The organism is Stenotrophomonas sp. NRRL B-14846 (assembly GCF_050473585.1).
GTDB lineage: Bacteria > Pseudomonadota > Gammaproteobacteria > Xanthomonadales > Xanthomonadaceae > Stenotrophomonas.
This window is the reverse complement of the sequence record NZ_JBFLUN010000022.1, coordinates 491,956-513,300: the sequence shown is the minus strand read 5'-3', so window position 1 is coordinate 513,300 and position 21,345 is coordinate 491,956. Positions and strand designations below refer to the sequence as shown.

At 66.1% G+C, this 21,345-nt stretch carries 8 protein-coding genes; 4 read left to right on the top strand and 4 right to left on the bottom strand.

Annotation, left to right across the window (positions count from 1 at the left end; all coding sequences use genetic code 11):
* Positions 1-5 precede the first annotated feature (5 nt).
* Genes AB1281_RS04490 through AB1281_RS04480 form a run of 3 tightly spaced genes read right to left on the bottom strand, consistent with a single transcriptional unit; the run spans position 6 to position 14,875 of the window.
* Positions 6-353 (bottom strand): DUF596 domain-containing protein, encoded by a 348-nt coding sequence (locus AB1281_RS04490; RefSeq protein ID WP_430345166.1) that lies wholly within the window; start codon positions 351-353, stop codon positions 6-8.
* On the bottom strand, positions 350-13,177 hold the full coding sequence (locus AB1281_RS04485) for a hemagglutinin repeat-containing protein (protein ID WP_430345165.1): 12,828 nt from the start codon (positions 13,175-13,177) through the stop codon (positions 350-352). The genes AB1281_RS04490 and AB1281_RS04485 overlap by 4 nt, the downstream gene beginning before the upstream one ends.
* 21 nt (positions 13,178-13,198) lie before the next feature.
* Positions 13,199-14,875 carry a ShlB/FhaC/HecB family hemolysin secretion/activation protein gene (locus AB1281_RS04480; RefSeq protein ID WP_430345164.1) on the bottom strand — a complete coding sequence of 559 codons (1,677 nt, stop codon included), beginning with the start codon at positions 14,873-14,875 and terminating at the stop codon, positions 13,199-13,201.
* 362 nt (positions 14,876-15,237) lie between these two features.
* Between AB1281_RS04480 and AB1281_RS04475 the strand changes: the two genes are divergently transcribed.
* The 4 genes from AB1281_RS04475 to AB1281_RS04460 all read left to right on the top strand — a co-directional run bounded on the left by AB1281_RS04475 (position 15,238) and on the right by AB1281_RS04460 (position 20,898).
* A complete protein-coding gene (locus AB1281_RS04475; RefSeq protein WP_430345163.1) occupies positions 15,238-15,630 on the top strand; it encodes a ribonuclease inhibitor in 393 nt (130 codons plus the stop codon).
* 126 nt (positions 15,631-15,756) lie between these two features.
* Entirely contained in the window at positions 15,757-18,348 is a 2,592-nt protein-coding gene (gene mutS, locus AB1281_RS04470; RefSeq protein ID WP_430345162.1) for a DNA mismatch repair protein MutS, read from the top strand.
* 195 nt (positions 18,349-18,543) lie between these two features.
* A complete protein-coding gene (locus AB1281_RS04465) occupies positions 18,544-20,187 on the top strand; it encodes a catalase (protein ID WP_101765144.1) in 1,644 nt (547 codons plus the stop codon).
* A 108-nt stretch (positions 20,188-20,295) separates the two neighbouring features.
* The gene (locus AB1281_RS04460) at positions 20,296-20,898 is read left to right on the top strand and encodes a DUF937 domain-containing protein (RefSeq protein ID WP_430345161.1); all 603 of its coding nucleotides are present in this window, start codon (positions 20,296-20,298) and stop codon (positions 20,896-20,898) included.
* Positions 20,899-20,936: 38 nt separating this feature from the next.
* Here AB1281_RS04460 and AB1281_RS04455 read toward each other — a convergent pair whose 3' ends face one another.
* Complete coding sequence (locus AB1281_RS04455; protein WP_004149153.1) at positions 20,937-21,344, bottom strand: RNA-binding S4 domain-containing protein; 408 nt, start codon at positions 21,342-21,344, stop codon at positions 20,937-20,939.
* Position 21,345 lies beyond the last annotated feature (1 nt).

Sequence of the window (21,345 nt, the reverse complement as noted above, 5' to 3'; positions counted from 1 at the left end):
CTCATTCACGTCCAACAAAACTCACCATTATCAAGAACCCATACAATTCCTGCAGGAGCTGCAACCAGGAACCAAAGGCACAGATCAGATTCCAACTCTTCCCTGGTCGACGGCCAAGCCCTCCGAAGAAGCTCGACCTGCTCTAGATTTGAACCATCTAAAAGCCGACCGTCAGACGCCAATTTTGCCTTTCCGGATTCCAAAATATCAAAAACAATGTCGAGAAAAATATCCCTCTGCGCAGCGAAATCGACAGAAGATCCCGCCAGAGCACCATTTAGCGCCTGCCACATTGACACCATGGAATACCCAAAAGAGTGCTCCACGACATAATTAGTGTACTCCTCGGTCACTTGAACTTCATCTCCACTGCACCGCCATTATTAATCGATGGATGAACAACATCCACCGTCCATTTTGCACCAGTTTTTCCCGCAGAGGATGAAAACGCCCGCAGGCGAACTATCAAGCCATTTGGCCTCTGAATTACATAAAGCTCACCCTTACCCTGAATTATGCGAGGCCTGGGCATTTCCTCCACACCAGCCAACTGCATTACATAACCTTTAACTGCATTCTCACTAACCCCATCAAAGACCGGCGCCCCCTGACTAATCACCGGATCAGCTTTATAAACCCTTCCTTCAATTGTCACATCAAAATCGCGAGGATGCATTGATCTCGAATTATACATAGAACCCAATCTCGACACTTCTCCATCGGATCGAACCTGCATGATGACGGGATCAATCTTTGACGCGACTGTACCGATCCCATCAATATGATCTGGAAGTAGATGCGATGGCAACGACCCATCCGGCTCAAACTTTACCCTGCGTGCTTCTCGAGCTCTCTCCAGCGCACCTGCCGCAGAAGCTTCCAACGCGTTGACCTTTGCCCCCTTTGCAAGGAAGGCTTCAGGCCCCACAAGAGAAGTCCCGATATCGAAAGTTAGACGCCCACCAATGTCGGCCGCTTGGTCTACGTCTCCAAAATTCCATGAGTTTCGCCCCCCCGTCAGATAATGCGCGAGGCCCGCCGTCTTTTCCATGTACTCATTGATGCCGCGACTGATCTCCTCATAACGCTTCTGTATGACGGCTTGCGAACCTGACCTCTTCACTTCTTGATAATCAGAATAGTTTGCAAGCAACAGTGAAATCTGATTGGCACTTAAAGCGCCAGCTACCAATTCCTTTCCACCGGCCCACAGACCTTGCACAAAAGCAGCACCCGCAACCGCTCTATTCGTCGACGACAGCCAGTCGGCTTCCGCGCCATATCCCGCGCCACGCAGAAGATCGACGGTGTTCGAACCACACTCACCGACCAGCGAACAATAGATCTTCCTCTGCAAATCTTCAGTTGAAGAGTGAATTGCCAATGCATCCAAGCTAACTCCACTGCCTGCCTTCTTGCTCGCAGCGACGAGCTTTTCGGAATTTTCCGCCATCCATGCGTCATACTCCCCCTTATATATAGGTGAGTTATGCGATTCCAATGCAATTTTCGCAAGTGAACGCTGCTCAGCACATGCGGCAGATCCTGGCACTTGGCACGCCATCAACAACTTGTAATCGCGCTCCGCAGAGAGCCGCTCGAAGTTTTCCTTGATATCGCAGTCTTTACCTGCATCAGAGCAGATAACAGTCGCCTGAAGGTACTCCATCCGCTCGTCGTGATTCAGATAGTTATTCTCAACGGAATTTTTCGCGATACCCATGCCCAATGTCGCGCCATAGATTCCTGGACCGGAAAGTCCTCCCGCCATTGCGCCGACCGCTTGTCCGAGCACCCTTACCTGCTCCGCCTGCTCGGGCGACAACTGCCCCCTATTCTGTTTGGCGTAGTAGTCGCCCAGGAACTTCGCCGCAAGCTCACCACCACCAGCCGCCAACGCCCCACTCCCCGCCTTGCCACCATTGGCCTCTGCCAACAGCGCGCCCAGCAGCGCGTGCGACAGCATCTGCATGGCCTCGCTAGGCGCAGCACTCTGCTTGTTCGGGTCAAACGTCTTGCCGATCAGTTCAGCCGCATACGGCGCCAGCGCGTTGGAACCCAGCTGACCCAGCCCCTGCCCTTCAACACCACCGACCAACGCGCTGGTCACTGCGCCGAGTGCGCGACCATAGACGCCATCAGGGGCCCACTTCTGCTGGGTCACCAGCGCTTCCGGGTAGGATGCATCGAACGCGACCAGACGGTTGAATCGCTCGTCCGGAGAAAGCGCATCGAATGCCCGTTTCTCTTCGGGACTCATCCCTTCCCGATACTTGTCCGTGATCTTCTTCGCATCCGCACTGCCAATATCCCAGGCAATCTGCTGGCTGGTGGCCATCACCGTCCCCGCCGCAGCCGCCATCGCCTGCTGGTCCGCCCGCAGCTTGCTCGCATCCGGCAGTGCATCCAGCGCACGATGCGCTCCACTGGCATCGGTGTTGATGCCCAGCTCAGCCGCCGACGTCTGTTTGCCACCGATGGCCACCTTGCCCTCGGTCAAGGTGGCCAGGGTGGAGCTGCTGTCGCTGCCCTTTTCCATCATCGGCAGGCCCGGACCACCTCGGGGTGCGGCAGTTCCCGGCTTGGGCGTCCAGCCATCCATCTCCCCGCCCGCACCACCACTGATGCTGCCGGAGCTGGCCGTGTAGTCCATGTGGTTCTGCAGGTCAGTGAACGTCAGCGAGTCCGCAGTCAGTTCACTGTTGCCCGCATCGGTGCTGGCAATCGCACCACCCACCAGGTTCACGTGGCCGGCGTCGACGTGGTACCCGCCATTACCGGCAAACAGGCCGCTCTGCTGGCCAACACCTTGATAGCTGCCGCTGGCCTTGCCTGCACTGGCGTAACCGTCGGCATTCCACGCGGTACCGAATGACACCTGCACGCGGCCACCCACCTGGCTGTTCTTCGACATGCTCTCGGCGATGTCCTGCAGCGATTCGATGGTCAGCGTCCCGCCGGTCTTGACGTCGATGCGATCAGCGGTCGCTGTGGCGCCACGCAGCGTGGTATCGCCCTCTGCCTTCATCGAGATGTTCTTGCCGGTCAGCGTGGTGTTCTGCCAGGTGCTGCTCTCGGCATTGGCCTTGCTGCTGCCAACACTCGCTTCGGCGTACACATACACGCCGGTCTGCGCGCCTACAGAGACGCCTACGCCCACCTCGGCGCCGGCATTGCTGCTCTTGCTGCGGTCGGCCACATGCGCCTTGCCAGCTTCCAGCAGGATATCTCCGGCCGAATCCAGGCTGAGGGTGTTGCCCGCGCTGAGGTTGCCCTGCACCACATGGATGTCGCCCTGGGTGCTGGTGAGGTTGACGTTGCCGCCGCCCTGGATGGTGGAACCACGCGACACCATGCTGCTGCCATCGGCACTGCTGTTGGCGGTCTTGAAGCCGATGCCTGCTTCAGCACGGAACAGTTCGCCACTACCGCCACGGCCGGACAGTGCCGAGATCGCACTGGCTGCCTGGTACGCGTTGGCGCCCGCCGCCATGCCCTGCATCTTCTGCAGGCGATCATCGGACTGACGCGCCGCGTCCACGTTGTTGATCAGGTCGATCAACGGCGACTTCACCCGCGCGAATACGCCGATCTTCAGGTCCTTGTCGCTCTGCGAGTAGTGACCACTTTCGTCGGCGGTCAGCAGCTCGATCTCGGCAGCGGTGATGTTCACGTCCTTGGCGGCCACTACATTGCTGGCCGTCTGCGTGTACTTGCCACCGGCGGTCAGGTTCACGCTGCCACCCAGACTGCCGATGCTGCTGGCCACCTGTGACACCTGCGCGCTGTCGTCCTGGTGCTGCTCGCGGTGCCAGCCGGAGAACTTCTCTGTATCCGATATCTGTACCGTGCCGATCGCCTTGCTGTCCGACGTATTGGCGTTACTGACCGTATCCTGCCCGCTGCGGACCAGCAGATCACCGGCCGCACGGATGCTGACGTCCTTCTCGGCGGCGATGTTGGCTGCGGTCAGGCTGATGTTGCCCTCGGTGGTGGCCATGCGCACGCCGCCGCCGACCGACAGCTGCGTGCCGGTGATGGTGTCACTGCTGCCGCTGCCCTGGCTCTGCGAGTTGTTGGTACCGAACGGCAGGCCGCTGGTGTTGTTGGCAAAGCCCCAGCCCTTGCCGCGGCTGCTGCTGTCGCTGCGCTCGGTGTTGTGGGCCACCTCGAACACGATGTCCTTGGTGGCCAGCAGCACGGCGTTGCCCTCTGCCGACATCTGCGTGCCCTGGCTGAGGATCGAGCCGCCGTTGGCAATCAACGTGAGATCGCCGCCTGCAGCCAACTGGCTGACGCGGGCATCACTGGTCGAATGGCTCTGTTCGCTGTTGGTGCGCTGGCTGCCGGCAGTCACCACGGTCGAAGTGGTGGCCGCGCGCAGGCCGGAGGCTGCGCCTTCAGCGGTGCGGGTGATCCGCCCCATTGCCGAGCCACTGTCGGCCATGCCGTCGGTGGTCGAATCGCGGGCGCTGCGGTAGGCCTTGGTCGGGTCGTAGGTCACGCCCACCGAGAAGCCGCTGGACTTGCTGGCCTGGCTGGATTGGCTGTCCGTGGTGTCCTGTCGCGCCAGCAGCGCAATGTCCTTGCCCACCAGTGTCAGGTTCTCGCCTGCAGCGACGTCCGAGGCCTCGATCGTCAGTGTGTTGCCAGCATTGATCAGCACATTGCCGTCGCGCGAGGCGATCGCCGATCCCACCTGGGTGGTGGACTGCTCGGCACGAGTGCTGCTGTTCTTCGCGCTGCTGTAGCCAACCGATGCCACGCCGTTGCCGAAGCCTCCGGTAACGCCGGATTTCTTTTTGCTCTCGCTGGACTCACTGCTGTGATGGTCCTCGGCGGCAGTGATCAGCACATTGTTGCCAGCACCCAGGATCACGTTGCCGGTGGCATCGACCACCGCACCTACCGCAGTCAGATCGCGGCCAGCCGTGATGTTGATGCGCTCGCCCTGGATCGCCGTGCCGATGGCATAGCTGTCGCTGGCGTCGACGCTGCGCGTGGTAGTGGTACTGGAGAGCGTCTTCTTTTTCTTGTCGTAGCTGTCGAGGCTGTAGTCGTGCGTCTCGTTGGCTGAGAGCAGGTTGACGTCGCGGCCCGCAGCCACGCTTACCGTGCCGTCATTGCTGTCGACCAAGGCGGCTGCCAGGTTCACGTCCCGGCCGGCGTTCAACAGCAGGTTGTCGCCCGCCTGCAACGTACTGCCGCGCACCGTTTCATCACTCTGGCTGACCTGCAGCGAACTGCGCTTGCCCGCATTGGCAAAATCGCGGCTCTCGCTGTCCACCAGCGCCTGGCTGTTGATGTCCCCACCGGCCTGCAATGCCAGGCCGGCCCCCGCCTTGATCTGCGCGGCGGCCAGGGTGATGTCCTTGCCAGCGGCCAGCACCACATCGCCAGCGCCCTGCACCGACGAGGCTGCGTGCGTCGTCCTGCTGCTGCGTTGGTGGTTGCGTTCATCGAAGGTGGCGTCGCGGCGTTCCTCCAGCGCAATCGCGCCAACATCCAGAGTGCCGCCTGCGGCCACCTGGGTCAGGCCGTCAGTGCCAGCGTTGCGGATCTGTGCGGCCTGCAGGCTGATGTCACCGCCGGCCACCACCGACAGCATGCCGTCGCCACTGGGGTTGGTTACATACAGGCCGGCGACCCGATCGATGCGGTTGGTTTCGTACTGGTAGGTGCCACCGCCCCGCTGTGTCTCCACCGTGGAGGCCACCGTGACATTGCCCGCCGCCTTGACCGACAGCGCATCGGTGGCCGTCACGGCGGCACCCACAACACGGATGTCCTTGTCCGACGACAGCCCGACGTACTGGCCGGAAATACTGCCGCCCAGATGCTCGATGTTGCCTGCATCGATGGTCACCAGCTTGCGGCCGGCGATGTTGCCGGTGTTGACCAGGCCATTGCCCAGATTGATATCGACATTGGCACCGGCCAGCAATGCACCGTTGCCGTCGAGGTCGCCCGGGCGCAGGCGCAGGTAGACCTGCGGCACCAGCGCGGTGGTGGTGCTGCCATCGGCCAGGGTGACGGTCTGCTCGACCAGCCAGACGATGTCACTGGTCAGCTGTGCCATCTGTGCTTCGGTCAGCGCCACGCCGGGGCGCAGGCCCCATTCGCTGGCCACCGTGGCACCGGCCTCCAGCAGCGCGCGGTACTGCGCCTCGTCGCTGGCGTAACCGTCGAGGAAGCGGCGACCGGTCAGCTGGCCGATCTGTTCGCGCACCAGTTTCTGCTCGTAGTAGCCATCGCCCAGGCGTTTGTGCACGGTATCGGGCGAGTAGCCCATCTGGCCCAGCAGGTGGTCCGAGCTCAGCCAGGTCTTGTGGTCGGTGAAGCGCGGATCGGTCTCGACCAGGTAGTGGCCACCGTTGGGATTGACGTTGAACAGGCTGGCGCTCGGCGCGCGCGTGTCCGGTGCACCCATCGCGATGCGGTCCGGTGATCCACCACTGGCCGCGACCACGCGCGGCCCAGAGGTGCCGCTGTTGCCGGCCACGCCGCCGACGTTGCCGCCGTGCTGGGTGCCGGCGGCATCGGCCGCCTGCGCCAGCGCGCGGTCGGCACCGGTGCCGGTGGACTGACCCGGCCCCTGCGCACCGCCATGGCCCGGCCCATCCGGCAGCGCCTTGGGCCCCTGCACGTTGAGGTTGGCCATGGCCGAACCGTTCTGCACGTTCGGCGCGTTTCGCCCCTGGTTGAGGTTGCTCAGGTCACCGACGTCGATGACCAGCGTGCCTCCACTGGTGATGCTGCCACCGATCCTGCCGATCTCCTCGGAGATCGTGTCATTGCTCCAGGTGACCCGTTCGTTGCTGTAGGTGTGGCCCACATTGTTGAATTCATGGGTGCGGAACAGCGTCTGCGCCAGGTTCTCCACCTTCGCCGTCGCGGTCAGTCCCACGATGCTCAGGTTGCCCCCTGCGGCGATGCTGCCGTAGTGGTTCTTCAGGCTGTCGGTGCCGATGCGCATCGCGCCGCCGGAACGGATCACCGCGTCGGCGCCTACCCCGGCGCCGAGCACATCTTCGGTCACTGTCCGGGTGGCGATGCGGTACTGCTCATTGCTGCTGACGTTGTTGCCACCCGAGCCGCGCGGATTGGTCAGCGTATGGTCCGGATCGTTGTAGTCCTTGTAGGTCCACAACTGCACGCAGTTGGTGGTGCAGGTTCCGTAGTTGCTGGAATAGGTCAGCTTGTCGTCGACATAGCGGAACGCTGGCGCATCGGGATGCAGGGTGCTCAGCTCGGCGAACGGGTCATCCGCGCCGACGCGCACCTGGTCCGGATTGACCTGGTTGTCCTGGCGGCCGACGTAGTACATCACCACCGTGCCATCCTGCACGTTCAGGCGCGCGCGCTCGCCCAGGCCGGCATACAGGCCACCGCGCCCGAAGAAGTAGGCACTGGTCTTCGAGCTCAGGCGCACCACCGCGCGATGCACGGTGAAGCCATCAGGTGTGATGTGCGGCGTGTCTTCGAGGATGTCGGCCGGGTCGAGGTAGTACACCTCGTGCGCGGAGTAGTGGCTGGTACTGCGGATGTCCTCGGTGCCGTTCTTGCCGTTGCGCCACCACGCCGGGCGATCCAGCCGCACCGGATCCATCACGGTCCTGGTCTGCGAAACGACCACGTTCTCGCGGATGTTGTTGACCACCTGCGCATCGATGGACAGGTTGCCGGTCACATCGATGACCGAGCTGATGTTGTCGATCCGCCCGGCAATGCCGCTGGCGATCCGGTCAGCGCCGAGCGTGCCGCCGATGGCAGCATCACCACCGCTGTAGATCAGGCCCTTGCCGGTGTTCTGCAGCTCGCGCACGCCCAGGTCCAGGCGCTCGCGTGCGGCCACGGTGCCGACGCGGGTGGCACCACCGGCCTCTTCGGCGCGGTTCTTCAGCACGCCGGTGGAGATCGCCACGCGATCACCGTAGATGCGCCCGGTGCCGAGATTGTCGATTTCGCCGGCCTCCAGGTGGGTCAGCGCGCCATCGATCAGGCCCCGGTTGGTCAGCTGGCCACGGGCATTGAGGTGGGTCGTGCCTTGGCTGGAGATCTCACCCGAAGCCGCATTGGTGATGTTCTGGGCGTTGAGGTCGAGGTTGCCACCGCGCACCACACCCTGGTTGTCGAGGTCGCCGGACAGGTTCAGCGACAGCGTGCCGTTGGCGATCCATTCGCCACGTTGGCGCATGCCCTGCTGCAGGGTAAGGCCGAGGTCACGCTGCGCATGCACCTGGCCGTCTTCGCTGAGCGCACGTGCCACCAGGGTCTGGCTGCCATCGGCGCGCAGCAGGCCACCGCTGTTGGCGACGTTGTCCGCCTGGCTGTCCAGGTTGCCGCCGGTGCTGATCACGCCGCCGGTGTTCTGCAGCTGGCCGTTGATCTGCAGCCGCGCACCGCCATCGGTGACGATCTGGCCCTGGCTGTTGTCCAGCCACTGGGCGCCGAACTGCAGCTGGCCCGCCTGCAGGCCACGCGTGCCGTCGCCGCCACGGGTGTTGCGGTTGTCCACGCTGGCGGCAGTGAGGGTCAACCGCTGTCCGGCCGCGATCGCGCCGGCGGCGTTGTCCAGGTGCCCGCCCAGGGTCAGGTCGAGGTTGCGCCCGGCCTGCACGCGACCACTGGCATTGGCCAGGCTCGCCGCCTGCAGGGACAGATCCGCGGAGCTGGCAAGTGTTCCACCGCCACTGTTGTCGACGCGGGCCAGCAGCAAGCGCGCATCGCCTTGTGCATTGACTGCGCCGCCACGGTTGTCCAGCACGCCACCATCCAGCTGCAGCTTCCCGGCCGCCAGCAATCCACCGCTGCCGGCGGTGGCGCGGTTGTCGATGTCCTGCCCGGCCGAGTTGATGGTCAGGTCGGCCGCCGCCTGCACGCGACCGCCCTGGTTGTCCATCGCGCCACTGCGAACGATCAGGTCGCCCTTCTGCGTGCCCAGCGTGCCGGCGCGGTTGTCCAGCCGCTGGCCGCGGGTATCGATGTCCAGCTGGCCGCCCAGCAGCGTGCCGCGCTGGTTGTCCAGGCCATTGGCCTGCAACTGCAGCCGTTCGCCGGCCTGCATCGCACCGTCGCTGTTGTCCACGCCTGCCGCCGTGGTCGCGCTCAGGTCCTTGCCAGCGACCAGGGTGCCGTGGCGGTTGTCGAGACTGCCGGCGTCCAGGGTCATCGTGCCGGCGCTGGACAGCAGCCCCTGCTCGCCATTGTCGAGACGACCGTCAACGCCCAGCACCAGCGCGCTGCCGCCCGCATGCACGGTGCCACCCTGGTTGCCGAGGCTGGCCGCGGTGACGGTGCCGGCACCACCGAGCAGGATGCGGCCCTTCTGGTTGTCCAGCGCCTGGCCGATCGCCAGCGTGGAGTGACCGGTGCCTGCGCCCTGCAGCGTACCCTGCGCATTGATCAGCTGCTGCGCGGTGATATCCAGCGCGCCATTGCTGGCGAGCGAACCACCGCGATTGTCCAGCACACCCTGTACGTGCAGGCGCAGCGCGTCTTCACCGGTTGCGGTGAGCGTGCCACCGGCAGTGGTCAGGGTGCCGGCAGTGATTTCGACACGGCGCGCCGAGGTGGTTGCCCCGGTCAGATCGAGATTGGCGCCATCCAGCGCGAAGCTGCCATTGCTGAGCACGCTGCCGCCCTTGCCCAGCAGGGTCTGCGCCGAGACCTGCAGCTGGCCGCTGCCGGCGTGCTGGAACCTGCCCGCACTGTTGTCGAGCGTCTGCGCCAGCAGGGTCAGGTCGCCATTGCTGGCCAGCGTGCCGCCGGCATTGCCAAGGGTCGTGACCTTGATGCGACTGGCGCCTTCACCGCTGGCGATGATGCGGCCACCGGCGTTGTCGAGCGTGGCGGCCTCAAGGTCGAAGCGATCGGCACCCAGCGTCGCGTCACGGTGATCCACGTCGTCGGCGCGCAGGGTCAGCGTGGCCGAGGAGACCAGCGTGCCCTTGCTGCCGTCCAGGCGGCCGGTGGTGATGTCCAGGCCCTGGTTGCCAGCCTGGCGGATGCTGCCGCCACTGTTGTCCAGCCGTGCGGAAGTGACCGCCAGGCGGTTGGCGTTGCTGGCGATCGTGCCTTCGTGATTGTCCAGCGCTCCGGCGATCTGCAGCGTGCTGTCAGCCGTACCGGCGCCGCTGAGCGTGCCCTTGCGGTTGATCAGTTCGCCGGCCTCTACCTCCAGCGCGCCATTGCCGGCAATCGTGCCGCCACTGTTGTCCACGCGCTGCGCCACGCGCAGCCGCAGCGCGCCGCTGCCGGTCGCGCTGAGGTTGCCGTCGGCGTTGTCCAGGCGCTGCGCGTCGATGGCGATGTGCTCGGCCTGGGTAATGCTGCCGGCCCCCAGCAGCAGATCGCCGCCCTCAAGCGCCAGCGTCGACTGGCTGAGGATGCGGCCGCCCGCGCCCTGCAGGCTGTCGGCGCGGATCTGCAACGTGCCACCGCCGGCGTGTTCGATCACACCGCTGCGGTTGTCCAGTCGTGCCGCCTGCAGCCGCAGATCACCGGTACCGGCCAGGCGGCCGCCGTTGCTGTTGTCCAGACGTTCGCGGGCCTGCACCTGCAGCGCGCCGCTGCCTGCCGCCAGCACCTTGCCGCCCTGGTTGACCAGGCTGCCAACCTGCAGCTGCACCTGGCCATTGCCGGAAATGCCGCCGCCGCTGTTGTCCAGGGTGTTGCGCACCGTCAGCGCCACGCCCTGCGTGCCGGCCGACTGCAGCGTGCCCTGCTGGTTGTCAACGCGACCGGCGTCGATGCGCAGCCCGCCGTTGCCGACGATCTGGCCGCCCTGGTTGTCGAGCGCATCGCGCACGTCCAGTGCCAACACCTGCGTTCCCTGCGCAACGATCTGTCCCTGGCGGTTGCGCAGCACATCGGCCTGGATCTGCACGCGCTGCGCCGACGTGGTACCGCCACTCACGTCCAGCTCGCCGCCGGACAGCACCAGCGCGCCGTTGCTGAGCAGGCGCCCTTCGCCGCCATGCAGAGTATCGGCCTGCACCCGCAGGCTGCCGGTGCCAGCCTGCTGCACCAGCCCCTTGCGGTTGTCCAGCGTGATCGCGGTGAGGTCCAGATCACCATTGCTGGCCAGCGTGCCGCCGGCACTGTTGTCCAGCACCGTGGCCTTCACCGAACTGGCACCGGTGCCGAGCGACAGCAGGCTGCCACCCCGGTTGTCCAGCGTCCCGGCCACGATGTCGAACCCGGCCGCACTGAGCGAGCCGTTGCGCAGATCGGCGTTGCCGGCCGTCCATTGCAGGCGGCCCAGGGTACTCAGCCGGCCACCGGCGCCGGCCCAGTCGCCCGTATCCAGCTGCAGGCCCCCCTCACCGGCATGTTCGATGCGGCCACCGGCATTGCCGACCTGGCCTGCGCGCAACGCCAGCTGCGTGGCATTGGTAGCCAGCAGGCCACCGTCGTTGTTGAACAGGCCATGCACCGTCCACGACGATGCCGCCTTGCCGGCGTGCCGCAGTTCACCGCCGCGGTTGTCGAGCGACTGCGCATCCAGCAGCAGGCCACCAGCCACGCTCAGCGCGCCCTTCTGGTTGGACAACAGGCCCACCTGCAGCGCGGCATCGCCATGCACCTGCAGCGTGCCGCCATCGTTGCGCAGCTCGCCCCCGGCCTGCAGCGCGCTCACTCCCAGGCGACCGCCGCGGTTGTCGAGACCGTTGCGTGCAGCCAGTGACACCGCGCCGCCGTTGCTGATGCTGCCGCCGTCGTTGTCCATCATGCCGGTGATGGCGATCAGGCCCTCGGCCAGCGGCAGCGCCGGCGACGTCGGCGTGCCGGTCGAGCCGCCATTGCCGCCGCCGCTTCCCGGTGTCCCCGGCGTGCCGGTTCCGGGCGTTCCGCCACCGCTGCCCGGCGACGCACCGCCGCCAGGGCTGCCCTCATTGCCACCTGACGCCACGGCATCCAGTGCGCCCAGCAGGCCGTTGCTGCGGTTGCTGGCCGTGTCGGCCTTGAGCACCAGGGCCTGCACGCCGGTCTGTTCAATCGCGCCGCCCTGGTTGCGCAACCCCTGCGCCTGCAGCTGCAGGCGCTGCGCATTGAGCGTGCCGTTGCTGTTGTCCAGCGTGCCGCCGGACGTGATGGCCACCTCACGCGAAGCCGCGATGGTGCCGGCATTGGCAAGGTCGCCACTGGCCTGCACGCGCACGTTCTGCCGCGACTGCAGCGCACCGGTGTTTTCCAGGCGGCCATCCACCGTCACCACCAGCTCGCCGGCCTGCGCACCGATGCTGCCGGCATTGCGCACGCCCACGCCATGCTCGTTGCCGACCAGCCAGATCTTGTTGGCGAACATGCCGCCCAGTGCGCCGACGTCCAGTGCGAACATCGGTGCCTCGCCGCTGGCCGCGCTCGCGCTGGCCTGGCTGTGGTCGGCACTGACCACGTTGCTGCCCAGCGTTGCCTGCAGCTGGTTGGCCCAGATGCCGGCATTGACCTTCAACGAACGGGTGATCAGGTCGGTGTAGTCGGCACGGCGGCTGTCCAGGCCATCGCCATCGATCTGGATCGCGCCGCCGGTGACACGGTAGCCCTCAAGTGCGCCTGCACCGCTGAACATCGGGGTGCCGGTGGTCAGGGTCACCCGGCTGGCATTGAGGAAGCCGCCACCGTTGACCTGGATGCCGGCCGGGTTGGCAATGATCACTTCGGCGCGCTGCCCGGCCACTTCCACATAGCCGTTGAGCCGGCTGGCCGGACCATTCACTTCATTGAGGATGACCCGTGCACTGCCAGTGGCCAGCCACGGGTTGCCCTGCACCCAGCCGCCCAGCTGCGTCTGCACCTGGCCGCGGGCGTTGTTGAGGATGACCCCTTCGCGGCCCACGTCGAACTGCGAATAGCGGTTGCGCGACACACCCGCCGCCGACGGCGTGGTGATGTTCACCATCGGCACGCCGTTGGGTGCGGTCACCACCGTCGGCCGTTCACGGCCTGGCGCGTTCGGATCGGAACTGATGCGCGCATCGGACTGCGCCAGCGCGGGGGCTGCCAGACTGACCCAGCCCAGTGAGCACATCAGCGCGAAGCCGAGCGGCGACAGTGCCGCGCTCTGCCGGCCCGGCACATGGCCGACCAGGCCACCGCCGCCCTTCACCAGCTCCGAAGCGACCTGCCAGACGCGCAGCGCGCGGTTGAAAACCAGACGATAGATAGTGTTCATGTCACGTGTCCTTGTGGCAGATCAGTAGCGCCAGGCCAGGCTGAAGCCGAACGTGGTGTAGTCGGTGGGGAAATGGGCGGGCTTGTGCAGCGCTGAGCCCACGAAGCCATCCCAGGAAAGCTGCTGCCAGCCGCCGCGCAGGCCCAGCGCCATGCCGGCCAGGTCGCGGCCGGACTGCCACTGCGCGGATGGGCCGCCGATACGGCCGTAGTCGGCGGCCGCGTAGAACTCCTGGCCACCGCCGATGCCCAGCGAAAGATCGTTGCGCAGCGACCAGCCACGTTCGCCGCTGAGCGAGCTTTCACCGTCGAAACCGCGCACGGTATAGCGGCCACCGATGGCGAACCGGTCCTGTGGCGAGAGCGGCGTTCGGTTCCACTGCGCCCGCCATGCGGCGGTGTAGCGCAGGCGCTGCCTGCCCAGCTGGAACGGCACGCTGAACTGCGCGTCGGCGGTGATCAGCTTCATCCGCGAGGTGCCTTCCAGCGGCAGCGTCGGGTCCCACTGCTGCGCCCTCTCTTCCGGCGAGCGCAGGGCGCGGAAGGCGCCCGTGCCACGCCGGTAGGCCACGCTGGCATCAAACGTGGCAGTGCCGATGAACTGCTTGTGGGTCAGGCCCAGTTCCCAGCCAGCGGTGCGGCGGCGCTGCACTTCAATCTCGGTATCGTCGATGTAGTTCTTCGACTCGCGCTGCCAGCCGCGTGCGTAGGCGCTGAACTTGATCTTGGCATTGCGCAGCAACAGCCGGTCCACCCGCGCTTCGGCGTTGCGGCTGCGGCCGCTGTAGTCATAGCGTTCAAAGGCGCCGACCACGCTCTGGCTGTAGTCGTAGGCGCTGGCGGTGGCACCGAGCAGCCAGTAGCCGTAGGGCACGTCGTAGTGCGCGGTCCAGCTGTCGGTGTCCCTGCCTCGGCCATTGAACACGCCACGGCCGGCACTGATGTAGAACAGCTCGTTCAGCCCCAGCGGATTATCCAGCGACAGCGTCGCGTTGGCCTGCAGCTTGCCGGTGCCGCGGCTGCCGGCATCGTCCAGGGTGACGCTGGCGCGTACCGGTGAACGCTGCGTCCAGTCGATCTGCAGGTCGCTCTGGCCCGGCGCCGCGCCCTCGCCGTCGGCCGGCGCGATCTTGATGTCGGCGCTGACGGTGGGCACGCGCTGCAGGTTCTCCAGCCCCTGCTCGATGTCACGCAGGTTGAGCAGGCCGCCGCTGCGGATCGGCAATGCATTGGCGATGGCCGGATGCCGGCCCTGCGGATCGGAGAACACGGCCTCGCGGAACCGGCCCGGCACCACCGACAAGGTCAGCGTGCCCTGGTTGAGGTCCTGCGGTGCCGACAGCACCCGCGTGGTGACATAGCCACGGGCGATGATCGCGTTCTGCACGCGTTTCATCACAACGTTGATGCCTTCGGTCCCCAGGCAACGGCCGGTGGCCGGATCATCCACCAGGTCGGCCGCGGCCAGTGCCCAGCCGAAGCGCTGGCTGTCGTCGCCTTCCAGCGCGATGCGGTCAATGCGCACGCAGGGCTGCTCCCGCGCCGGCAGGTGCTCGCCGTCCTTCGGCGCATCCCGCTCCAGGCGGACGTCGGGCCGTTGTTCCTGCTGCTCGCGCAGCACGCGTTCGCGTTCCTGTTGCCGCAGCAGTTCCTGCGCGGCTGGATCACCGGCCTGCTGGGCGGCAACACTGAAGGTCATGCCAAGCAACACCACCCACCCACCACCACGGCACACCTGTCGTGCCTGCTTCTTCCCTGACCGCACAGTCTTTTCCTGATGTTGACGCAGGCCGTCGGGCGCTCTGTCCGGAAAAGGACAAGGCATCGACGTGCCGGCTTGATTCGGGTCTGCCGTCGCACACGCGAGAGCACGCCGCCGCGCGAAGCGCAGAAAAGCGCAAAGGGTATCGGCCGCCACAGGAACTTCTATAGGGAAGATTGCAAATTCAGTCGGCTGCGGGGAACCACACCGCAAATGGTCCGGACGTATGCGCGCGCGCCATGTCGCGACCCCGGTCGTTCAGCACGCCGGCTTTCGCCTGCGGACGCTACAGTCGGAACATGACGACTTTCCTGCAGATCGAAGGCGCCACCATCGGCGACATCGCCGGCCTCTATGCCGAGATCAACCGCGTGTTCATGGCCGGCGAAGACTGGCAGCTGGCGCCCAGCCTGGATGCGCTGGATGACCTGCTGTACGGCGGGTACGGCGCCCTGGCCGGACGGTCCACCCGCACCATCATCTGGCGCGATGTCGAACTCAGCCGCGCAGCATTGGGCGTGGCTGCCACACGCAGCTGGCTGCGGGCCAAACTGGCCCACCCCGGCACATTCGACACCGCGGCCATCGAGCAGCAGCTGGCGGCACTGGAGTGCGGCAAGGGGCAGACCTACTTCGAGATCGTGATGGAGATCTTCGCAGCCCATCCGGACATCACACTGGTGCAGGCCTGAAGCAAGCGGCAGCCCAGGCCTGCGAATGCGGCAGCCCCTGCCCCCACCAGTTACCATGGGCATCCCTGTACCCGCTCCGCCGCGCTGCCCTCCGGCGCGAACGGATGCCCCGGATTCACGAGCCCCATGTCCAAAGAAAAGTCCGCCGAACACACCCCGCTGATGAAGCAGTTCTTCGCAGCCAAGTCCGACTACCCGGACCTGCTGCTGTTCTTCCGCATGGGCGACTTCTACGAGCTGTTCTACGACGATGCGCGCAAGGCCGCGCGCCTGCTCGACATCACCCTGACCCAGCGCGGCAGCTCCGGCGGCGCGCCGATCCCGATGGCCGGCGTGCCGGTGCACGCCTATGAAGGCTACCTGGCACGGCTGGTGGCGCTGGGCGAATCGGTGGCGATCTGCGAGCAGATCGGCGACCCGGCGCTGGCCAAGGGCCTGGTCGAACGCAAGGTGGTGCGCATCGTCACCCCCGGCACCGTCACCGACGAAGCGCTGCTGGACGAGCGCCGCGATACCCTGCTGATGGCCCTGTCGCGCACGAAGCAGGGCTACGGCCTGGCCTGGGCCGACCTGGCCGGTGGCCGCTTCCTCGTCAACGAAGTCGAGACCGACGACGCGCTGGAAGCCGAACTGGCCCGACTGGAGCCGGCCGAGCTGCTGGTGCCCGACGAGGAGAACTGGCCCGACTTCCTGCGCCAGCGCACCGGCGTGCGCCGCCGTGCGCCGTGGCTGTTCGACGCCGACAGCGGCCGCCGCCAGCTGCTGAACTTCTTCAAGCTGCATGACCTGAGCGGCTTCGGCATCGATGACAAGCCGCGTGCAACCGCTGCCGCGGGTGCCCTGCTCGGCTATGTCGAGGAAACCCAGAAGCAGCGCCTGCCGCACCTGACCTCGATCGCGATGGAAACCGCCGGCGAGGCGATCGCGATGAACGCCGCCACCCGCCGCCACCTGGAACTGGATACGCGCGTCGACGGCGACACCCGCAATACCCTGCTGGGCGTGCTCGACAGCACGGTGACGCCGATGGGCGGGCGCCTGCTGCGCCGCTGGCTGCACCGCCCGCTGCGCCTGCGCGAGGTGCTGGTACAACGCCACCATGCGGTGGAAACCCTGATCGACCGTGGCAGCGACGCCGACATCCGCGAGCAGTTCCGCCGCCTCGGTGACCTGGAACGCATTCTCACCCGTGTCGCGCTGCGTTCGGCGCGACCACGCGATTTCTCCACTCTGCGCGATGGCCTGGGCCTGCTCCCAGCCGTGCGCGAGGTGCTGGCGCCGCTGGATTCACCGCGCCTGCAGGCGCTGCATGCCGCGCTGGGCGAACATGACGAATGCGCACAGCTGCTGGCCAGCGCCATCGCCGAGATGCCGCCGCTGAAGCTGAGCGATGGCGGCGTGCTGGCCGACGGCTTCGATGAAGAGCTGGACGAACTGCGCCGCCTGTCCACCCATGCCGACCAGTTCCTGGTCGATCTGGAACTGCGCGAGCGCGAGAGCAGCGGCATTCCCACCCTGAAGGTGGGCTACAACCGCGTGCATGGTTACTACATCGAAATCAGCAAGGGCCAGTCCGACCGCGCGCCGGTGCACTACACCCGCCGCCAGACGCTGACCAATGCCGAGCGCTACATCACCGAAGAACTGAAGGCGTTCGAGGACAAGGTGCTGTCCGCGCGCGACCGTTCGCTGTCGCGCGAGAAGTACCTGTACGAGCAGCTGCTGGATACCCTTGGCGCGCAGCTGGAACCGCTGAAGCAGTGCGCCGCCGCACTGAGCGAACTGGATGTGCTGGCAGCCTTCGCCGAACGCGCGCAGGCGCTGGACTGGGCGCGCCCGGAGCTGCAGGCCGAGCCGTGCCTGAAGATCGAGCGTGGCCGCCATCCGGTGGTCGAGGCGGTGCGCGAGCAGCCGTTCGAACCGAACGATCTGGACCTGCATCCGGACCGGCGCATGCTGGTCATCACCGGCCCGAACATGGGCGGTAAATCGACCTACATGCGGCAGAACGCGCTGATCGTGCTGCTGGCCCACATCGGCAGCTTCGTGCCGGCCAGCCGTGCGCTGATCGGCCCGATCGACCGCATCCTGACCCGCATCGGCGCCGGTGACGACCTCGCCCGCGGGCAGTCGACCTTCATGGTCGAGATGGCCGAGACCAGCTACATCCTGCATCACGCCACCGCGCATTCGCTGGTGCTGATGGACGAGATCGGCCGCGGCACGTCCACCTACGATGGCCTGGCGCTGGCCGACGCGGTGGCCCGCCACCTGGCCTACCAGAACCGCTGCTACACGCTGTTCGCCACCCACTACTTCGAGCTGACCGCGCTGGCCGATGAGCAGCACGAGGGTGGCCGCAGCGGCATCGCCAACGTGCACCTGGATGCCGTCGAGCACGGTGAAGCGCTGGTGTTCATGCACGCAGTGAAGGACGGCCCGGCCAACCGCAGCTTCGGCCTGCAGGTGGCCGCACTGGCCGGCCTGCCGCGCGCCACCGTGGCGCAGGCGCGTCGTCGCCTGGCCGAGCTGGAACAGCGCGGTGGTGAGAGCCATGCCGCCGAACTGGCACCGCAGGCACTGGATGCGCCGCAGCAGTTCGGCCTGTTCAGTGCACCGGCCAGCAAGGCGCAGGAAGCACTGGCAGCAATCGACCCGGACGAACTGACGCCGAAGCAGGCGCTGGAAGCCCTGTACCGGTTGAAGGCGCTGCTGTAACCGCAGCGCGCGCCCAAGGCCTCCCGCCCCACCTTGCGGGAGGCCCATCGAAAGGCCCTGCAAATCCGATTCTGCGTTTCAATTGACAGAATCTATCAACCTGAACGAATCATTCGATTATTCATTTCATCCGGCCATAGCTAAAGTCGAGTGAAGATGTTTACCCACGTCTTCACCGCCACCAGGAGCCAGCCGATGAGCCAGTCCGACAACAACAACGCCAAGTGCCCGTATCACAGCGCACCGTCGCCCGAGGAAGGCGCCCAGCAGCAGCGCGAGCTGAGCACCACGCCGAAGCAGAAGCACGGCGATGATCCGGTCACGCCGATGACCACGGCCTTCGGCGCACCGGTGGTGGACAACCAGAACAGCAAGACCGCCGGCCCGCGTGGCCCGCTGCTGATGGAAGACGTGTGGCTGCTGGAAAAGCTGGCCAACCTCAACCGCGAGATCATTCCCGAGCGCCGCATGCACGCCAAGGGCTCGGGCGCGTTCGGTACCTTCACCGTCACCCACGACATCAGCAAGTACACCCGCGCCAAGCTGTTCGAGAAGGTCGGCAAGCAGACCGAGATGTTCGCCCGCTTCACCACGGTGGCCGGCGAGCGTGGCGCCGCCGACGCCGAGCGCGACATCCGCGGCTTCGCGCTGAAGTTCTACACCGAAGAAGGCAACTGGGACCTGGTCGGCAACAACACCCCGGTGTTCTTCCTGCGCGACCCGCGCAAGTTCGCCGACCTCAACAAGGCCGTGAAGCGCGACCCGCACACCAACCTGCGCAGCGCGCGCAACAACTGGGACTTCTGGACGCTGCTGCCCGAAGCCCTGCTGCAGGTGACCGTGGTGATGAGCGACCGCGGCATTCCGCGCAGCTTCCGCCACATGCACGGTTTCGGCTCGCACACCTACAGCTTCACCAACGCCGACAGCGAACGCTTCTGGGTGAAGTTCCACTTCGTCAGCCAGCAGGGCATCGAATCGCTGACCGACGCACAGGCGCAGATCCTGGTCGGCCATGACCGCGAAAGCCACGGCCGCGACCTGTTCGCCGCGATCGAAAAGGGCGACTTCCCGAAGTGGAAGCTGTTCATCCAGGTCATGCCGGAGCTGGACGCGGAAACCTACCGCGTGCATCCGTTCGACCTGACCAAGGTGTGGCCGAAGAGCGACTACCCGCTGATCGAAGTGGGCCAGTTCGAACTGAACCGCAACCCGGTCAACTGGTACCAGGACGTGGAGCAGTCGGCATTCGCGCCGAGCAACCTGGTGCCGGGCATCGGCCCGTCGCCGGACAAGATGCTGCAGGCGCGCCTGTTCGCCTATTCCGATGCGCAGCGCTACCGCCTGGGCGTGAACCACCACCAGATTCCGGTGAACGCAGCGCGCTGCCCGGTGCACAGCAACCACCGCGACGGTGCGATGCGCGTGGACGGCAACTACGGCGGCCTGCCGCACTACGAGCCGAACAGCTACGGCCAGTGGCAGGAACAACCGCAGTACCGCGAACCGCCGATGAAGATCCGGGGCGACGCCGACTTCTGGAACTTCCGTGAGGACGACGCCGACTACTTCAGCCAGCCCGGTGCGCTGTTCCGCAGCTACAACCAGGCACAGAAGGACCGCCTGTTCGCCAACACCGCCCGTGCCCTGGGCGATGCGCCGGACTTCATCAAGCAGCGCCACATCGACAACTGCAGCAAGGCCGATCCGGCCTACGGTGCCGGTGTGGCCGCGGCGCTGAAGGCGCTGGCCAGCCAGCCGTCGGATCCGTTCAAGCCGGCCCAGCCGGAAGCGGACTTCCCCACCGCCACCCCGGGCGCCGAAGACATCGAGCTCTGACCGCCCTCCCCCGTGAACGGCACGCCGCCTCCCCGTGAGGCGGCGTCGCCGTTTTAACGGTCCGCGTCGTACCTTCTGCACGCCCAACCCCAATCAAGGATTCCGCAGATGAGCCTGACCGACGAACTTCTCGCCAAATTGCAGGGCGCCCCGCTGCAGCAGGTGTCGCAGCAGCTCGGCATCAGCGATACCCAGGCTTCCGGCGCGATCAGTGCCGCGCTGCCGGTGCTGATGGGCGCGCTGGGCAACAACGCCTCGCAGCCGCAGGGCGCGCAGGCGCTGCTCGGCGCTTTGCAGAACAACCACAGTGGCCTGGACCTGGGCAGCGTGCTCGGCTCGGTGCTGGGTGGTGGTGGCGGCGGTGCCGCCAGCGACGGCGCCGGCATCCTCGGCCACATCTTCGGCGGCAGCCAGCAGAAGGTGGAAACCGGCCTGGCCCAGGCCACCCAGCTGGACAGCGGCCGCACCAGCCAGCTGCTGCAGATCCTCGCGCCGATCGTGATGGCCTTCCTGGCCCAGCGCCTCGGCGGCAGCCAGGCCGATGCCGGCTCGCTCAGCCAGGCGCTCGGCCAGGAAAAGCAGCAGGTGCAGCAGCAGGGCGGCATCGCCGGCGGCCTGCTCGGCAGCGTGCTGGACCAGGACGGCGACGGCCAGTTCGGCATGAGCGACCTGCTCAAGCTCGGTGGCAACCTGCTCGGCGGCAAGCGCTGAGGCTTGCGGGCGCCGGACCCGGTCCGGCGCCCTGTTGCCTACAGCGCGTCGATATCGCCCAGCGCGCGGATCAACCGCCGTGCGCGCTTGTCCGGCTTGTGCTCCGGCGGCTGGAACCCATCGCGTGCAGCGATGCGCAGCGCGCGCTGCTCGGCACGACGGGCCTTGGAGGCCTCGCTCTCGGCATACAGCTGCTGCGCCGTCGGCGCCGGCCCGCGCTGATCGCTCAGCCCCAGCACCTGGATCTCGAAATGCTCCTCGCCACGATCCACCTGCAGCTGCTCGCCGACGCGCACCGCGCGTGAGGATTTCGGGCGCTGCCCAGCCACGCTGACCTTGCCGGTCTCGATGGCCTGTTTGGCCAGGCTGCGGGTCTTGAAGAAGCGGGCCGCCCACAGCCAGATGTCCAGGCGGACACTGGGCGACAGCGGGGAAAGCTCGGGCATT

Coding starts and splice junctions, on each gene's coding strand:
- AB1281_RS04485 (WP_430345165.1), bottom strand. CDS start 13,177: ATGAACACTATCTATCGTCTGGTTTTCAACCGCGCGCTGCGCGTCTGG.
- AB1281_RS04480 (WP_430345164.1), bottom strand. CDS start 14,875: ATGACCTTCAGTGTTGCCGCCCAGCAGGCCGGTGATCCAGCCGCGCAG.
- AB1281_RS04475 (WP_430345163.1), top strand. CDS start 15,238: ATGACGACTTTCCTGCAGATCGAAGGCGCCACCATCGGCGACATCGCC.
- mutS (WP_430345162.1), top strand. CDS start 15,757: ATGTCCAAAGAAAAGTCCGCCGAACACACCCCGCTGATGAAGCAGTTC.
- AB1281_RS04465 (WP_101765144.1), top strand. CDS start 18,544: ATGAGCCAGTCCGACAACAACAACGCCAAGTGCCCGTATCACAGCGCA.
- AB1281_RS04460 (WP_430345161.1), top strand. CDS start 20,296: ATGAGCCTGACCGACGAACTTCTCGCCAAATTGCAGGGCGCCCCGCTG.
- AB1281_RS04455 (WP_004149153.1), bottom strand. CDS start 21,344: ATGCCCGAGCTTTCCCCGCTGTCGCCCAGTGTCCGCCTGGACATCTGG.